This is a genomic window from Pseudomonas sp. LBUM1661 (genome assembly GCF_059695925.1).
Genome location: NZ_CP166794.1, coordinates 4,368,735 through 4,385,209 on the forward strand (window position 1 = coordinate 4,368,735; position 16,475 = coordinate 4,385,209).

A 16,475-nucleotide genomic window follows, 5' to 3' on the forward strand; every position below is an offset into this window, starting at 1 on the left:
AGCCCTCGGCTTATACCTGACTAGATCTTCTGGACTTAACCCAGAAGGGTCAACCCAACCTATTGAATTTGGAACATAGCCATAAAGGTTAAAGCTCCCAGCCAACCCAATCGGATCCTGCGTAACAAACCGCCCCACCTCCGGATCGTAATACCGAAACGTGTTGTAGTGCAGCCCCGTCTCATCGTCGAAATACTGTCCCTGAAACCGCAGATTCTGTTCGACCTCGTTCACTTCAAGCTTTTCTAGCGAGCCCCACGCCTTGTACGTCGCCTGCCAGACAATCTGCCCTTCCCGGTCAGTCATCTCCAACGGCGTACCAATCTGGTCGGTATGGAAATAGTAGAGTTTCTGCTCCTCGCCTTCGGCCTGATCCACCCGCGCCAACGGCGCATAACTACCCGGCTCGTAAACGTAGAGGCTGCTCTGCCCCGGCGTTTCCTCGCGCAACATGCGCAAACCTTGCCACAGGAAATTCTTCTGTTCGGTGACGCCGTTGACCGCTGACACCTTGGCCACGCGACGCCCCAGGCTGTCGTAACGATAAGCGCCGGTACTTTCCAGCTTGCCGTTGACCAACGTCTCAGCCTTAACCAGCCGATTCTCACCGTCATAACTGAACGTTTGCAGCCGGCTCATACCACTGCGCTTTTCAATCAGGTTGCCCCACGCGTCGTAGGTATATTCCTGATCCCGCCACTGCTTTATCCGGTTGTCTTTGACGTGATCGAACTGGCTGGTGTTGAAGTTCAACCGGTTCGCCGCCGCGTCGTAGCGGAACTCTTCACTGTCCACCAACTTGCCGGTGTCGCGGCTGTGCAGTTGGCCGTTGGCTTCGTAGTCGTACTTGATCTCGCCGCGCAACTTGTCGAGGGTGCGGGTCAGTTCGCCGGCCGGGTCGTATTGGTGACGGCGGTGGATCGGGTTGTAGGCGTGCTCCACCAGCAGGTCGGGCTGGATGCCGGGGTTGTGCAGTTGCGAGAGTTTTTCCGCCGGCAGGGTCGAAGCGAACTGCCAGGCTTTGCGGCCCATGGCGTCGTAGCCGAAGCAGCTGGTGAGCTGGCCCTGGGTGCGCAGGACTTCGCGGTGCAGGTCATCGCGTTCCATATCGCTGATGAGCTGGCCGTCGAGGTTGAGTTGGTGCAGGTGGCCGCTGCCGTAATACAGGTGATTAAAGGTGCCAGCTAATGGTTGAGTAAGCGCGGCGGGGTCACTCAGTCAATGCAGCAGCATAAAAATTGAACGCAATCAAAGCGTATAGATGAGTGGCTGAGGCAAGCAACCACTCTAAAAAAATTCACATTTTTAAAGAGCTCAATTAGCTTACGCGAAAAGCCATTACCTCACCGACCCAAGACTCATTTAATCTTTAAAATCATCATTCTCAAGATAGTACAATGCCGCTTCCAAATATGTTTTTAAGTCCGGATTGACTACTCGATTGTCTGCGATAGCTTTGATATCCAGCATAGTCGAACACTCAACAAATGTACGCTTGGACTTTTCAAAAAGAATCTCCTCTGCATCATCCTCCGCAACATAAAAAGCCGCAGAACTTACAGATTCCTTTGACGCTCTATCAATTTTAGAATCGACGAACAGCCATCCAACATTGGGCAAACGATCAATGTTGGCCAACAGATCAGACAAACCTTTATATATCTTCAAACCTTCCTCGCATTATCGACAAACGTTACCATCGCCCACTTATTTCATCCACTCGATTTAGCTTGTACAATTGAGATATCGCGACCGATCTCAACCTGCGAATTTTACATTTCCCACTGCGCTGGGTGTGAGTGAGTTCGTTGTGAATCATTATATTGATCCCCCTGCATAGTTTGTCGATTGCGCGAAGAGGCTACGCATCACCGCATCATGCCAGTTACATCCTAAAATTCTAGTCACAAATGGCCAAATTTAATCGGCCATACGTACTCGCTTTTTACGCCAACTCAAAAAAGCTCTCCAAGAATTCACTGAAATTCGGCCATTGAGCTTTCAACCGCCCCTGTTGAAACTCAATAATAGAATCTCCGAGAGAAATTTCGATTACCTCTTCTGTTTTTTTATTATAGAAATAACCACTCTCCCCCTCAAAACTATCCAGCGGAAGATAGTCCTGAGGAATTCCTAGCGTTTCGTGGGTTCGTCTTAGCGTCAAATCAAAATTAGTATTTTTGGAAAACCAACAAATTTGAAATATTTCTTTACCGCCGCTAATAAAAGTAGGTCCATCTTCCACATGAAGATAGAATTGACTGAAGTCAGTTGAAAGATCAACACCTAATTTTTTAAGCTCCATCTCATAATCCAAACTAGCATCATCATACCACCAACCTTGCTGCTTACAATAATCTACAACTTTTTTAGATATCATTTTTTCACCCACAATTCATAGAGACTTTAGAGCCTCCAGAGTTTCTATTTTTTACTTCCGACTGCGCACGCCCTTTCCAATACGCCTCCCGATCTCCATTAAATAGATCTCTATCCACAGGATTAATCGGGTGCTGACCAGGCAAATGAGGATGGAGCGCATTAGTTTTACCAAATTTCTGATGCGTGTCAGCGGATAATTCAAAAAGAGAGCCTAAGCCATCTTGTTTTGAATGGTGCAAATTAAGTTGTGAGTAGCTTCCGTTTTTAACTACAAACGGACTTCTCCCCTCAGAGGCTAAATCTAGGTTAGTTCTGACGCCACCCCGAGTATTAACCGGCAAGTCCCAATCGATAGCTTGCTGATAAACAGTGTGGACACTACCAGATGGAGCCATATATGTAGACGGCGCGAAGAACCCGGTCAACCCATAAGGGTCTATCCATCCTGTCGAGTTAGGTGCATACCGGTAAAGGTTAAACCCACCCATCAACCCAATCGGATCCTGCGTAACAAACCGCCCCACCTCCGGATCGTAATACCGAAACGTGTTGTAGTGCAGTCCTGTCTCATCGTCGAAATACTGCCCCTGAAACCGCAGATTCTGCTCGACTTCGTTCACTTCCAGCTTTTCTAGCGAACCCCACGCCTTGTACGTCGCCTGCCAGACGATTTGCCCTTCCCGGTCAGTCATCTCCAGCGGCGTACCAATCTGGTCGGTGTGGAAGTAATAGAGCTTCTGTTCCCCGCCCTCGGCCTGATCCACCCGCGCCAACGGCGCATAACTACCCGGCTCGTAAACGTAGAGGCTGCTCTGCCCCGGACTTTCCTCGCGCAACATGCGCAAGCCTTGCCACAGGAAATTCTTCTGTTCGGTGACGCCGTTGACCGCTGACACCTTGGCCACACGACGCCCCAGGCTGTCGTAACGATAAACGCCGGTACTTTCCAGCTTGCCGTTGACCAACGTCTCAGCCTTAACCAGCCGATTCTCACCGTCATAACTGAATGTCTGCAGCTTGCTCATGCCACTGCGCTTTTCAATCAGGTTGCCCCACGCATCGTAGGTGTATTCCTGATCCCGCCACTGCTTGAGCCGGTTGTCTTTGACGTGATCGAACTGGCTGGTGTTGAAGTTCAACCGGTTCGCCGCCGCGTCGTAGCGGAACTCTTCACTGTCCACCAACTTACCGGTGTCGCGGCTGTGCAATTGGCCGTTGGCTTCGTAGTCGTACTTGATCTCGCCGCGCAACTTGTCGAGGGTGCGGGTCAGTTCGCCGGCCGGGTCGTAGTGGTGACGGCGGTGGATCGGGTTGTGGGCGTGCTCCACCAGCAGGTCGGGCTGGATGCCGGGGTTGTGCAGTTGCGAGAGTTTTTCCGCCGGCAGGGTCGAGGCGAACTGCCAGGCCTTGCGGCCCATGGCGTCGTAGCCGAAGCAGCTGGTGAGCTGGCCTTGGGTGCGCAGGACTTCGCGGTGCAGGTCGTCGCGTTCCAGGTCGCTGATGAGCTGGCCGTCGAGGTTGAGCTGGTGCAGGTGGCCGCTGCCGTAATACAGGTGATTCAGGTGCTGGCCGGTGGGCAGGGTCAGCGTGGTCAGGTTGCTCAGCGGATCGTAGTCGTAAGACAAGGCGCCTTGCGGCGTGGTCTCTTTGATCAGGCGGCCCAGCAGGTCGTAGGTGAAGTCGAGTTTCTCTTCGCTGACGCCGAGTTTTTTGCCGTGAGCGGTGGGCAGGCGTTCGATGGACAGCAAGCGATCGCCGTCGTCGTAGGTGTAATCCTGACGCGCATCGGCGTTGAGTTTGGCCAACAGCCGGCCGATGGTGTCGCGCTCGAATTCGGTGTGGCGTTGTGGCCGTTCGGCGCGCTCGCCGTAGCCGATTTCGTCGACCCGCGTCAGGTGCCCGCCGGTGTTGTAGCTGAATCGACGGGTCAGGTTGTCGATGCGTTTTTCTTCGATCAGGCGGTCGGACGCGTCGTAGGCAAACTGGTAGGCGGCGTTGTTTTCATTGACCAGCGCGGTCAGGCGAATAGCCTGGTCATATTCGTAGCGGATGCGCTGGCCTTTGGCGTCCTGGCGGCTGCTCGGCAGGCCGCGAGCGGTGCGCAGCAGGCGCGTCGTCTGGCCTTTGCCGTCGGTGTGCGTCAGGACTTGGCCGAGGGCGTTGTAGGTAAACGACTCGGCGCTGCCGTCCGGGTGCTGAATACGCAGCACTTCGCCGTCGGGTTTGCGTTCCAGGGTGGTGGTCTGGTTCAGGGCATCGGTGACGGCGATCAGGTGATGGCGCTCGTCGAAGCGGTAATGGGTGTTTTTGCCCGAGCAATCCTGGAAGCGTTCGACCTGGGCCAGGGTGTTCCACCACAGGTATTTGGACTTTTGGGTGGCGTCGATTACGGTGTGCGGCAAGCCGTCATCGCTGTTGAGGTATTCGGTTTTGTTGCCCAACGCATCGACTTCGGCGATGAGGTTGCCCTTAGCGTCGTAGCGGGCTTTCCAGGTGCTGCCGTCGGGATAATCGACCTGCGTGACCAGCGTGGTCAGGTGGTGATACTGGTACTTGATCTTGCGCCCGAGCGGATCGGTTTCTTCGACCAGTCGCGCGTAGTCGTCGTACTTGAGCTCGACTGTATTGCCGTCTGGCAGCGTCAGACCGGTCATGTTGCCGTTGTCGTCGATGTCGATGACGTAGTGCTCGCCACCGAAGTCGCGACTGGCGATGACGCGATGATCGTCGTTGTAGTGAATTTCAGCTTCGCGCCCGAGCACATCGGTGACCCAAGTGGTGCGGGCCTTCACGTCGTAGCGGAAATGGAAATGTTCGCCATCGCTGGTCCAGTGTTCCACCACGCGGGACTGCTCACCGATGGTTTCCCAGCGGTAATTACACGTCAGACCCAGAGCGTTGCTGTGGCTGGCCATGACGCCGTCGACGTAGCTGAAGCGCCGGACCGAATCACTGTTGCGATTGATCACCTCGATGAGCTGGCCATTGTCGTCGTAGCGATACTGCACCAGGGTTTCGACGGCCTGATTGTCGACGATACGTTTGACATCGGTCAGGCGACCCAGCGGGTTGTCGTAATGTAGATGAACACGAACGCCGCCGGTGGCGCTGATGTCAGTGAGCGTGCCTTCGACCGTGTGGGTGAAATGCAGGAAATGGCCGAGGGCGTTTTCGATGCGTTGCAGCGGTACGGGGACGTTATCGTCCGATACTTCGCCGAAGTAGAAGAAGATGTTGTCGAGGGTTTGCAGCAGGTAGTGGCCACCTTCGGTGCAGACCAGATAGACCTGTTCGTGCGGATTGTAGATGCGCTCGCCGGGCTGGATGTCTACGAAGGGCACCGTGCGACCTTGATTGTCGGTCAGGTAAACGAAGCTGCCACTGCGGCGCAAACTTTGTTCCCAAAGCAGCACCCAGCCCTTGCCGAGCACACTGTCGACGGTCAGGTCGCTGGCGTAGAAGCGTGACCAGTCGATGGGCATCAGGCCTGGGAGACTGAAGTCAGTTTCGTCAGGGATGACCTTGCGGCCGCTGGTGGCATCGACAGGGTTGCCGACCAGACCGCCGACTGCACGCTCGATAGCCGGTCCTACGACGTAGCGACTGGCAACCTCACCCGCGACGAAGCCGGCGGTGAATTTCAACACGCAGGGCATGATGGCTTTCATGCCGGCCTGTGTCCCGGCCTTGATCAATTGAGCGATACCGCCCGCCGCACCGGCGACTGCCATGAGGATATCGACCGTGGTTCGTAGCCAGCCGGGGATCTCGTCGTCTACCGGCAGATAGCGGTGTGTGCCACCGCCAATGTAAACATCGCCCGAGCCGCTGGAAATCTTCGCACCGCAGGTGATCTTGTCGCCCTTGCGCGCAGCCGCCGTGCCATTGATGAAGACGTTGGTCGAGCCCTCCGCGACTTGCACCGGACCGGGATGCTTGTCGCAGGCGCCAATGCTTTTTTCGACATGGGCGGCCTTGCGGCTATTGATGAATACGTTGTCCGACGCGGTGACGATGGTTCCGGAGGGCGATGAAAACATACTGCCTATCGCCTCCCCTGCGGCAGTCAGCAGGCTACCTCCGACGCCTGCCGCAAGACCCGCCAACAAAGCCACACCAAACCCACAGGTGAACGTCGCGATGGCAACCGTGGCGATCAGCGCAATACCGAGCGCGGCACCGATCAGAAACCCGCCCAACGCACTGGTGTGGGCGATCTCATCGCCAAACCTTGCGGCTTCAAACATGGCCGTTACTCCTGTTCGCTGGAGTCGGTCTTGGTTGCGCCGGGCTGGCGAGGCTGGAAGCTGGCCAGCAGGTCCACCCAGTTCTGGTTTTGCTCGCTACTGAAATCGGCCTGAGCTGTGGTGGAGAAAATAATCGCGCGACCCGGCTCAATCAGAAATGCCGCTTGACGCTGATAGAACGGTCGACCATCGGTCATGTAATACGCATCGATCTGGATGCCGTCGATCGGCGCAGAGATCGACAACGCAACCGCCTTCTTGCCTAGCAAGGTGTAGCCGCGCAGCTTGGAGGCAAGCATTTTCACCTGACGATCAACGTAGGCTTTGAGCGCCTCGGCGGGCAGCAGCATGTCCCTGGAAATGGTGATGCTTAACGGCGCAGGAACGCTCGCCCCCAGCACAAACATGTTTACCGTTCGGTCCTGAAAACCCTGCGGCAACGCGATGCTGCCTTCCTGCAATTCATAATCCATGTGATGTAAATTCCTGAAATCGAAAAATGAGGTATCAGCGGGCCGCGAGGCCTTCAAGCATGCTGTCGAAATCCACCAGCCAAAGACTCAGCGCCGGCTTGGTCGGATCAATCACGCACGAAATATTCAGCCATTGCACTTCGTCACTCCCGGCAACAGGAACAATGGCGCCCACCAAACGTCCGTGGCGTTCGGCGTGACCGATCTTGAAGTGGAAATCCAGGCACTTGGCGGCATTGCCTGCCACGCTGTATTCGCGCTGACGGATGATGCGCAACTCGGGATAAATCGTGCGAAACATCTGCACGGACGCTTCGAACAGCATTTCCAGATTCTGGCCCTGCGCCACATCGCGACGCTTGATCGTCAAGATGATTGGCTCGCCTTTCTGTTCGATGGTCGTCTGGATATCGCGGAAGTTGAAACCCGCAGGGAAAGCCAGATTGAAACCACCGAAATTGAAGCTGCTGGGCGTGCTTTGCAGGGCAACGACAGGCACGGGTTCCGGCTCGGGCGCTTGTTCAACGATCGGCGCATTTTGCTGCTCAAGGCGCGCAGCTTCCTCCAGCGCAATACGCTTGGCGGAAATACGATCGTAAATACTGGTTCTGGTCATGGGCACGATTCCCTAGTCATTGACCCGAACCTCGGAGCCCGTGATTTGGGTAGTGCCAGTGCTGGTCGTGACAATCGTCTTGCCTTTGATCTCGACGCCATCCGGCGTGAGGGTGATGCTGCTGTCCCCCACCTGAAGAATGATGTGCTGCTTGGCGTTGACCTGAATGAACTGGTTGTCGACTTGAATCGTCAGCGAACCTTCCTGGACATTCATCACCGTGTCTTTCTTGATCGTTTCGGTGTGCGTGCCACCGACCGTGATTGTGCGATTGCTGCCAACGCTATGGATCTCGTCGACCTCGATCTCGGTGTCCATGTTGCGCTCGGCATGCACGATGACCTGCTCGGCCCCCGCCTTGTCTTCAAAGCGGAAAAAGTTCGCCGTGCCGCCATCGCCCTTCATCGACCGCGTCAAAAACCCGCTCTGCGTCTTGTTCGCCGGCAGCGACCACGGCGGTGTGTTCTGGCTGTTGTAGAGGCTGCCCATGATCAGTGGGCGGTCGGGGTTGCCGTCCAGAAAGACCACGACAACTTCATCGCCGACCCGTGGAATGAGAATGCTGCCGAAGCCGCCGCTGGCTCCGGATTGAGCCACGCGGACCCAGCACGAACTCTTGTCGTTGTGCTCGCCTTTGCGGTCCCAGTGAAACTGCACTTTGACGCGGCCGAGTTCGTCGGTGAAGATTTCCTCGCCCGGCGGGCCGACGACGATGGCAGTTTGCGGGCCGGAAATGGTCGGGCGTGGTGTGGTCAGTTGGGGGCGGAATACGATCTTTTTGCGTACGCAGGAGAAGGTGTTGTAGTAACTCGCCGGGTACCCGTTGAGGTAGTTGTTGTGGCCTTCGCTTTCGACGCTCATCAATAGAAACTGACGATCGTCGGGCGAGCCTTGATCGTGGTCGTAATGCTGCAGCAGTTCGAAGGTGTAGCCGGGTTTCATCGCGCGGCAGTTACTCGCGCCTTGAAAGCTTTTGCCCTTCAATTCGAGTGCTTCGACGCGCAACCGAACCAGCGCCTCGCCTTCGTCGTACGTGCCGTGGGTGTACTGGCCGGGAAAGTCGTAGATCTCGAAATCTTCGACGTCGCCCTGCTTGTTCAGGCTCTTCATGGTGACCGGCAAGCGATTGCTCGGCTGCCGGTAATCGAAGGTCTGGACGGCGATTTTTCCGGACTGCAATTGGCGGTTGCCGCTCCATTGGGTAATGGAGTCCGCGGTCTCGGTGACCGAAGCGGTGTGATAGCGAATCTGTGGCTGCTCAGGCAACGGCACCAGCGTGGTGGAGTCGTCGCAGATGATCATGGTGTGGCCTTCGGCAGTGTGCTCGAAGTAGTAGAACATCCCCTCTTCTTCCAGCAGGCGCTGGACGAAGTTGAAATCAGTTTCGCGGTATTGGGTGATGTACGTGTAGCGTTTGAGCGGCTTGCTCAGGCGGAATTCATGCCGGGAAAACGCGGTGCATAAGGCAAACACCTGAGTGACAACGTCTTCGACAGTGCAGCCCTGGAAGATGCGGGTGTCGAAACGGTTTTTCAGCATCGAGAACCAAGGGTTCAACGTCGCGGTGTAGCGGGCCATGCCGCCGTCGCTGCCGATACTGGCGAAGCGGGTCAGGTAACCCGCCAAGTATCGAGGCCCCGCCTCGGCTAGCTCGATCTCCAGCACCACGTGCTGGCCCATCATCGACTTGAGCTCGACCTCCGAATCCTGGCACACCAGCAGCAATTCGAAGTTGTAGGCACGTGACAGACCTTCAGTTCCCTTGAAGGACTCAAGCAATAATTGCTGGTCGGGATTGGCAAGGTTCGTGAATTTGAACAGGCGCCGGTTCTGCGGCGAAAGCATTGCGGCAAGGTCCATCAACATGTGTATCTCCTTGAAAGCAGTGGAAACGCTACCGTCCTCGCCAGCCACTGCGCATAACGAATCTGACAAGTGGGTCGAAACCCGATTGCACTATCATGGATCAGGGCAACAACCCGCCACCTCGTGAGATTGGGGGCCCAAATACCTGAAACTTTGTATGAAACTGCCTACAAACTTTTCCCCGTCATATTTTTGAAACCGTAGAAGATTTCTGATACCGGGATTCAAAGTCTGGTACTGCGACCGCACAGCAGTGTGAAAGTGCCACTAACCACGCAAAAATGAGAGAACGGTCACAATTTCGGCGGCATAACCGCGCTTCGAAAGCGGCAAAGGAAACACCTTCGCCCTGCACTGTGTCAACCCGGACCAGGCATCGCACAGCGCTCCCCAGACACGAATTCGCCCATCAGGAAAGTTTGAAAAATATTTATGAGCCCATAAAGCGCGGCAGAAACGCCTGTATATCAAGGAGCAAGGGGAATCAGATGCCATTAAAAAAGCAACTAGTGCCTCATTGACATCATTGCCGAGTGTAACGTGAATAATAAAAATGGGATCCACATTGAATTTTATTACACGGAGTGCAGTCTAGAGTGCGGCTAATGGCCAGTACTTTCGCTCACGCATAGAGTCGAGCATTCGACACCTCAAACGTAGCGACAGGGAAGCTTCTTCCACCCAAGGACAGTGATGTGTAAATGGATCTTTTAGCGAACGTGCCCAGCTGGGCTGACGTCGAACGAAATCTCGACCAGAAATTCAGCGAACTGAACCAGGGCGTCAACGAGGGCTTGCAGAGCGCTCACGACAACTGGAACGGCTTTACCCGTCGCGTCGGCAATGGGGCGAGCCAAGCCTATGGCTACATGGGCGGCCACCGCATCGATGCGGTGAACCGAGCGTTCGCCCTCTCCTACCCGATCATCCAGATGGACCTCAAGCGCAAGTGGGCCTCGATCGAAATCGAGCAGATCCTTCCTGTGCTGCTGCAATTGGTCAAAGAAGTTTCGATGATTCTGGGTGGCAGCGTTGTGGTTGGCACTATCGCCGGTGGTGCGGCAGGGGCCTTTGCGTTCGGGATTGGCGCAGCACCGGGAGCTGCCGCCGGGGCCGGTATCGGCCTGCAAGTCGGTAACCTGATTCTTATGGGACTGGGCTTGTCGGCCATCGCTGAGTATTTTTACGACGGCCTCCCCGCCTGCCTCTCCACGTTGCAGGAAGGCATTGCCACTGCATGGCACGCCGAAGAAGGTGTGAAGCCCGCGGGCCTGGACCCCAGCGGCGGCTCTGCATCGCTGGTCCAGGAACGCACCGAACGCGCAGCGCGACAACTGGCCCGTGGCCAGGAGCAACTGGTGTTGCTGCTACTGACTGCCATTGTCACCTACCTGACACGCGGCCAGGCGAAAGCGGGTGTTGTTGGCGGCATGGAAAGCATCGCGACGAGAAGTGCCAAGCTTCGATCAGAGATTTCGAACAAGCCGTTAGCTGTATGGCTCACGAAAAACGAAAAACTACTTTTGGAGCATCCGGAGCTACAGATCAGGGGGGTCACGTCAGTTGAGAAGCTTGCGCGGGAAAATCAGATGCGCGAGTTTTACGCGAAGCAAGATACTGAATTCGTTTCCGTCGAAAATAAACGAAAGTTGGTGAAGACATTTGAGCCAAAGGGCTTAAGTAACCAGGAAATCCATAATTATCTCCAGAGCGCAGACGGGCAAAAATACATCGCCAAACTCGCACTGGCAGACCCTAATGCATCCTCTGCAAGTCTCTTAGAGAGAGCCTTTAGCCAAGTGGCGTCAGGAAGTACGGTACCCGTAACCACTAGCATAACAACGCCGCTTGTGAAAATCGTACCGGTGGGTGAAAAAGGCATTTCCGACTACTCACCATTTTTCACTACCATGGAAGAATTGCAGGCGGCAGCTAAGTCAGATAAAACGCTAGCAGATGCTCTCGGTTTGCCGGTCATCAGCGAAAATGCCAGATATTCTATTTTTGAAATTAAGCCACTTGCGCCTACTGAGGTTTTCGTTAGCAAGGTCGCGCCAACGGTAGAATTTGGGGGTAGAATCACGAGAACGGGAGAGGCGGCTCAGTATCTAGTGCCTAATCGGCAAGAGTGGTCTGCAGCAAAGCTTATTGGCGAAATCGCAAACTAGGAATTAGCAATGGATATTCTAGCGTTAAAACAGACCGCGATCGAATTGCGAAAACAACTTGAGTTCTATAAAGAAAAAGAACCGGCAGCGCTGACTTTGTACGAACAAATGGAATATTTGATATCCGCAGCTGAGCGTGGTGAAATCAAAACCCAAGTTGAAGCAAGAGATATACCAGGCCATCGCATCATGGATGAGTCAAACCTTCGGAAGCATCGGGAGCTTTCGGATGCTTACAGCAATTTTTATGTTGAACTTATCGATGGCCGTGGCTCGGACACGCTTAAAATGATAGAAGAAATCATGAAAAAAGTCAGACAGTAAAATAGCTGGCCTTGCAAAATGATCGGCAATCAGAAAGTGCGTATTCAGGTAGACGGCAGATGAAAGGCGTCAGTGTGAGTAGCGAACTACTGATAGAAAAGACGCTTACGCTACGGGACGCTGCGTCGACTCAAGTCGCAGATGGAAGAGAAGAAGAACAGCGGTTTGAAGCTTGACTGACAGCTGAGCGAACGCTTACTCACGGATGATCAGTCAGCATGGGCGGCCGTCAATTTTGCAGCCGAACCCCACATCAGGGAGAGATCAGTTTGAAGCAGTCCTGTTTGCGCCATGGCCTTTTGGCCTTCACCGCCGCAATGATGTTCACGACGCCCCTATACGCGGAGGATGCGGAAAAAATACTCGCCGAGGTTGTTAATCAACAGCAGCAACAGCTACCGATCATGCTGGACTTAGCCACACGCATCGACAACATCACGTACGCAGATCGAACTATCCATTACAAATTGACGCTATCTGGGTACGAAGGTCGTCCCGGCGAGCAAGCTTATTATCAAAGTTATCTTGCTCAACAAATCAACAAATCACTGTGCAGCCAAACCGCTTATTTACTGGTTCTGGCTTTGGGTAACAGAATTACTTACCAATACAGCAGCGCTGATTTAAAAAACATTGCCGAAGTCACGTTAGAACCAAACAATTGCAAAAATTAACGCGATTCAGGAGCACGATGAAATTCAGTGACGCGTTCATAAGCCGTAAACACATGTTCTCTTTAGGAGTCGAAGAGACTACAGGCCGCTTTTACGTGTCGATACCAGTGAGCAACGGCATGGTTGACTACGAGGAATATTACGAAATAGATCGCGCAAGCTTCGAACTTTTTCAAAACGACCTTGATGCCGCAGTGGATTTCGCTATGAAATGCCGTCACCGAGAACTGGACGAGTTGCTCATTGAGAAGCCTGGAACTAACAGAGGCTCGGCTATTTAATATGCAGATAGAAGCAAATATGGATAAATAACGTTGATTGGACCGCTGAAGGCTTTCCCATGACAAAACTACTGCATCATTTGAAAGCTCTTTTCAGGCAAAAGACTGGTTTTCCTCCCACCCCCACCGAGCAGTTTGTTGATGAAGTCCCCTTGACCGAGTTGGTCAAGGCACCTTCCCAAGTGGAAAGGAACCTGTCCTGGCTACCGATCAATCGTGAAGCGGAGGTATTTGTCCCGCTAATGCCCCCCGCCTGTCCGGACCTGACGCTTGTGGATGCTCTCCTATTGCAGCGCTATCGGGTATTCGTCATAGCGAATGACTCGGCCGGTTTGACATCAGAGACGACGATAAACCGCGATACAGCCAGCCAACTGGCCGCTGACTTGTACAAGCAAGGGGAAAAGCTTGGCTATTGTCGAGGCACTGAATCCTCGTTTGAAATCTATTGGCTCTTGCAATGTGCAGCCATCGTTTCGCTGCTGACTCATGGACCACAATCGGAACGATTCCTTAGCAATAGAAAACACGTTGATTATTATCGGGACGGTGACTTGACCAGAGAGCAGGTTCAAATGTTTGATGATTACGTCGCGTCGCGCTCAAAACGCTGGAGCTCGAAGGGACCACCTCCTTAAAACTCCAATAACTGCCCTGGATTATCGCTAGAGGTAAAGAGATGACCGAAACGTGGCATCGTGTTGAAAACGGAACCCTATGGATAGCCGGTCAACCCATTTACCTGCCTCACCCCGTAAAAGAGGCCCTTCAACACAACAACAGGCTTTTGATTCTGGTAGAGCCCGCGCCCGATGTGATTTTCAATAGAAACGTCTTCGCACTGTCGATGCACGGTGAATTGCTCTGGCAAATCGAAGAAAGCCCCCATGGCACGGAAGTCGACAAGCCCTACATGAACCTCTTCTGCGACAAAAATGCGGTGATTGCCGGTAACTGGAATGGCCTCAGCTACTCGGTCGACTTGCACAATGGCACCGTCAGCGTTGCTGCTTTTGAAAAATAGGACGCCGCTCACTCAATGGCTGACAACCTCAGCGGCTGCCAGCGCCCCCTCCGTTACGCCTGCTCAAACCGCTGCTGCAACAAATGCCGCGCCGTCCCTGCGTTCAAGTACGTGCCAATCAGTTCCGCCAGCTCCTTCTCCTTGAGTTTTTTGTCGTCGCGACAGAACTGCATCAGTTGCAACTGGACCCAGCGTTTTTTCTTGTCGAGCTTCACATCAGGGGCAAAGAACGAGCGTGAGGCCAGTTCTGGCATGGGCGCGTCGTCTTCGAGCAATAGGTTCAAATGCAGCCCCTGCCCCACTCGCAGGCCGAAATCGGCGATGTGCTGGATCGGCAGCGGTTGCTTGAGGTTGGCGAAAACGAAGTGATCGGGGGTCAGCAGTAACGCGGTCTTGTCCGCTCGCATGAGCATGCGCAGCGAGAACGGCAGCACGCACGCCATCAGGCAAGCGAGCATGCCGCCCGTCACCAGTATCACGCCCTTCTTGCTCCCTACAGCCTCCGGGAACAGTAGCGGCCACATCAGCAGACCCAGGCCCAGCAACATCAGCATTGCGAAGAAAACAAGAGTGATCCAGCCGCGCCAGCGTGCACCTTCGTGCAGCCGGACTTCTTCCGTAGCTTGGCTGGCATGGGTGCGCAACTCTTCGACTGCTGCCGCATCTTGTGTCACGTAGTGGCTGAGGAAGTCCTCGGTGATACGGATGCACAATGCCTGGGGATCGGCAAAATACTGATCCATTGCGGCGCAGGCTTGCGCTGCGACGATGGGACGCGTACCGCGGCGCACGGCCTCCTCGACTGATACCTGCAACGATGCCACGCGCTCCCCATTGGACGGGTGAGTGTCCGACGGGTGCGGCATCCGGGTCGCCATTTCTTCCTCGGGCAAGATCAGCCGCCGAGCCGCCAGTTTGTGCAGCACACTGGTCGGCAGGTCGCGGGGCGCGACGCGCTTGGGAGCCAGGCGAGTAGCATGGTCAACATGCTTACTCACGCGCTCTTGTAACAGCGGGTTGATGGCAGAGATGCGCACTAACGCCGATGCGGCGGCGATGTTTCCCGCTAGCCGAGCGCCTGCGGCGTCCGCAGCCAGCTCCCGCACGCGACTCCAGTGGTTCACCGCACGATCGAAACTTTCCATGAAGTACATGCCGAGCATGAAGGCCCCACGCAAGATCAAGCGTTGCAGCAGGCCGCTTTCCAGCATGGTTCCGGCAATCAGGCCCAGGCTGCGGCCGATGCCGTCGTAGATCGGCAGGAAGCGCAAGCTGTACTCGGTATCGTCGCCGGCGAAATGCGCCAGTTCGTGCCCGATCACCGCGCTGGTTTCCGCAGAGTCGAGCAACCCCAGGTACATCATCGGCACGTGCAGGGTTCGGCCTTTGAGCGCAGTGTTCGAGGGCAACAGGTCGACGTCGCTCGACGTTACGTAGAAACCTTCGGTCATGCCCAGGACGATGTGTTCAGGCGCCAGTGCGCCTAGTTGATCGGCCAGATCTCGAACATAAGCCCACAGCACCGGCGCTTGTTCTGGCGTGACCACTTGGCCGAGAACGGGCATTGGCGTCGGCTCAAACAGGCGCAGCATGACGCGCAGCTGCTTGCCCATCTGCCAGATTGAATACAGACAGCCCAGTATTACCAATGCTGCGACCGCCATCAGCCTGACCTCACCGACAGTCAATTGCCCGATGTGCCACACCCCCAACGCTTCGAAACCGATGATGGCTGCGACCGCCGCGCCCATGGCGACGTTATGGCCCACCAGCAGATACGGCAACGTACGGCTCACTTCAGTGAAGGTGTGCAGCAATTGCTCACGGGAATGGCTTGCGCGTGATCCGGCCCAACCGAGCCAGAGCAGGCCCAACACACCGGCCAGCGCGGCCAGCAGGCCAAGGATGACGACACTCTTGGCCAGAACGGTCATCACCGCACTTAACGGTAGCAGGGTGCTGAACGCGTCTTCGACTTCGGCCAGGCGGGACAAGGCCAACGCAACGCTCACTCGCTCCCCCTCAAAATCGACTGCGATAGCGCTTGAGCCTCGTTTCGCGGCCAAAGCTTCAAGCTGGGGACGAATATCGACCAGATCAGCGCTGGCCCGGGCGAGCTCCAGTTCGGTTTCGCTGCTGCGTTGCAGCTCCCAGAAACCAAACAAACCAAGGCAAAGCGGCAGGAGTATGAGTACGGCAATGAGTTTTAATTTTTTCATGAGGCACTGGCCCAATAAATGCGCCGCTCTACTGTCCTTAGCGAGCGCAAAATCCATTTAACAAATGCCCGAAGGCCTTTGCGCATTTGCACAGCCCGTCGCGAAAGCTCCTTGGGACGTAATTGCACTGAACGCGTTATACAGCGATGCCAACCCTATGTAACCCCGCAATGCCGTCCTACAAACAGAGCAACGAGATAA

Annotated in this window: 13 protein-coding genes and 1 pseudogene; 6 read left to right on the forward strand and 8 right to left on the reverse strand. The window is 54.9% G+C overall.

The features are described 5' to 3' along the window. Positions 1–33 precede the first annotated feature (33 nt). The 7 genes and pseudogenes from ACA057_RS20085 to ACA057_RS20115 form a co-directional block, all read right to left on the reverse strand. Positions 34–1,176: pseudogene (locus tag ACA057_RS20085) on the reverse strand (RHS repeat domain-containing protein); the annotation flags it as partial. Between the two features lie 186 nt (positions 1,177–1,362). Beyond that, a complete protein-coding gene (locus tag ACA057_RS20090) occupies positions 1,363–1,650 on the reverse strand; it encodes a DUF7716 domain-containing protein (protein WP_497341683.1) in 288 nt (95 codons plus the stop codon). A gap of 295 nt (positions 1,651–1,945) precedes the next feature. Next, complete coding sequence (locus ACA057_RS20095) at positions 1,946–2,380, reverse strand: hypothetical protein (protein WP_497341685.1); 435 nt, start codon at positions 2,378–2,380, stop codon at positions 1,946–1,948. Positions 2,381–2,384: 4 nt separating this feature from the next. Next, positions 2,385–6,629 (reverse strand): RHS repeat-associated core domain-containing protein, encoded by a 4,245-nt coding sequence (locus tag ACA057_RS20100; protein WP_497341687.1) that lies wholly within the window; start codon positions 6,627–6,629, stop codon positions 2,385–2,387. Positions 6,630–6,634: 5 nt separating this feature from the next. Continuing rightward, entirely contained in the window at positions 6,635–7,102 is a 468-nt protein-coding gene (locus ACA057_RS20105; protein ID WP_497341689.1) for a DcrB-related protein, read from the reverse strand. A 34-nt stretch (positions 7,103–7,136) separates the two neighbouring features. After that, entirely contained in the window at positions 7,137–7,718 is a 582-nt protein-coding gene (locus ACA057_RS20110) for a hypothetical protein (RefSeq protein ID WP_497341691.1), read from the reverse strand. Positions 7,719–7,730: 12 nt separating this feature from the next. Next, positions 7,731–9,584, reverse strand: a complete 1,854-nt coding sequence (locus tag ACA057_RS20115; RefSeq protein ID WP_497341693.1) for a type VI secretion system Vgr family protein — start codon at positions 9,582–9,584, stop codon at positions 7,731–7,733. A 701-nt stretch (positions 9,585–10,285) separates the two neighbouring features. On the opposite strand from ACA057_RS20115, the gene ACA057_RS20120 reads away from it, so the two are divergent. From ACA057_RS20120 to ACA057_RS20145, 6 genes are all read left to right on the forward strand, one after another. Continuing rightward, positions 10,286–11,752: a DUF6861 domain-containing protein gene (locus tag ACA057_RS20120; protein WP_497341695.1), complete on the forward strand. Its 1,467-nt coding sequence runs from the start codon at positions 10,286–10,288 to the stop codon at positions 11,750–11,752. A gap of 9 nt (positions 11,753–11,761) precedes the next feature. Beyond that, a complete protein-coding gene (locus ACA057_RS20125) occupies positions 11,762–12,076 on the forward strand; it encodes a hypothetical protein (protein WP_497341697.1) in 315 nt (104 codons plus the stop codon). A gap of 218 nt (positions 12,077–12,294) precedes the next feature. Beyond that, positions 12,295–12,750, forward strand: coding sequence for a hypothetical protein (locus tag ACA057_RS20130; protein ID WP_497341699.1), 456 nt, complete (start codon positions 12,295–12,297; stop codon positions 12,748–12,750). Between the two features lie 17 nt (positions 12,751–12,767). Then, positions 12,768–13,031 carry a hypothetical protein gene (locus ACA057_RS20135; RefSeq protein ID WP_497341701.1) on the forward strand — a complete coding sequence of 88 codons (264 nt, stop codon included), beginning with the start codon at positions 12,768–12,770 and terminating at the stop codon, positions 13,029–13,031. Positions 13,032–13,090: 59 nt separating this feature from the next. Continuing rightward, on the forward strand, positions 13,091–13,669 hold the full coding sequence (locus ACA057_RS20140; RefSeq protein ID WP_497341703.1) for a hypothetical protein: 579 nt from the start codon (positions 13,091–13,093) through the stop codon (positions 13,667–13,669). 41 nt (positions 13,670–13,710) lie between these two features. Next, positions 13,711–14,055, forward strand: coding sequence for a DUF7957 family protein (locus ACA057_RS20145; protein WP_497341705.1), 345 nt, complete (start codon positions 13,711–13,713; stop codon positions 14,053–14,055). A 53-nt stretch (positions 14,056–14,108) separates the two neighbouring features. On the opposite strand, the gene ACA057_RS20150 is transcribed toward ACA057_RS20145, so the two are convergent. Continuing rightward, on the reverse strand, positions 14,109–16,274 hold the full coding sequence (locus ACA057_RS20150; RefSeq protein WP_497341707.1) for a M48 family metallopeptidase: 2,166 nt from the start codon (positions 16,272–16,274) through the stop codon (positions 14,109–14,111). Positions 16,275–16,475: the final 201 nt, after the last annotated feature.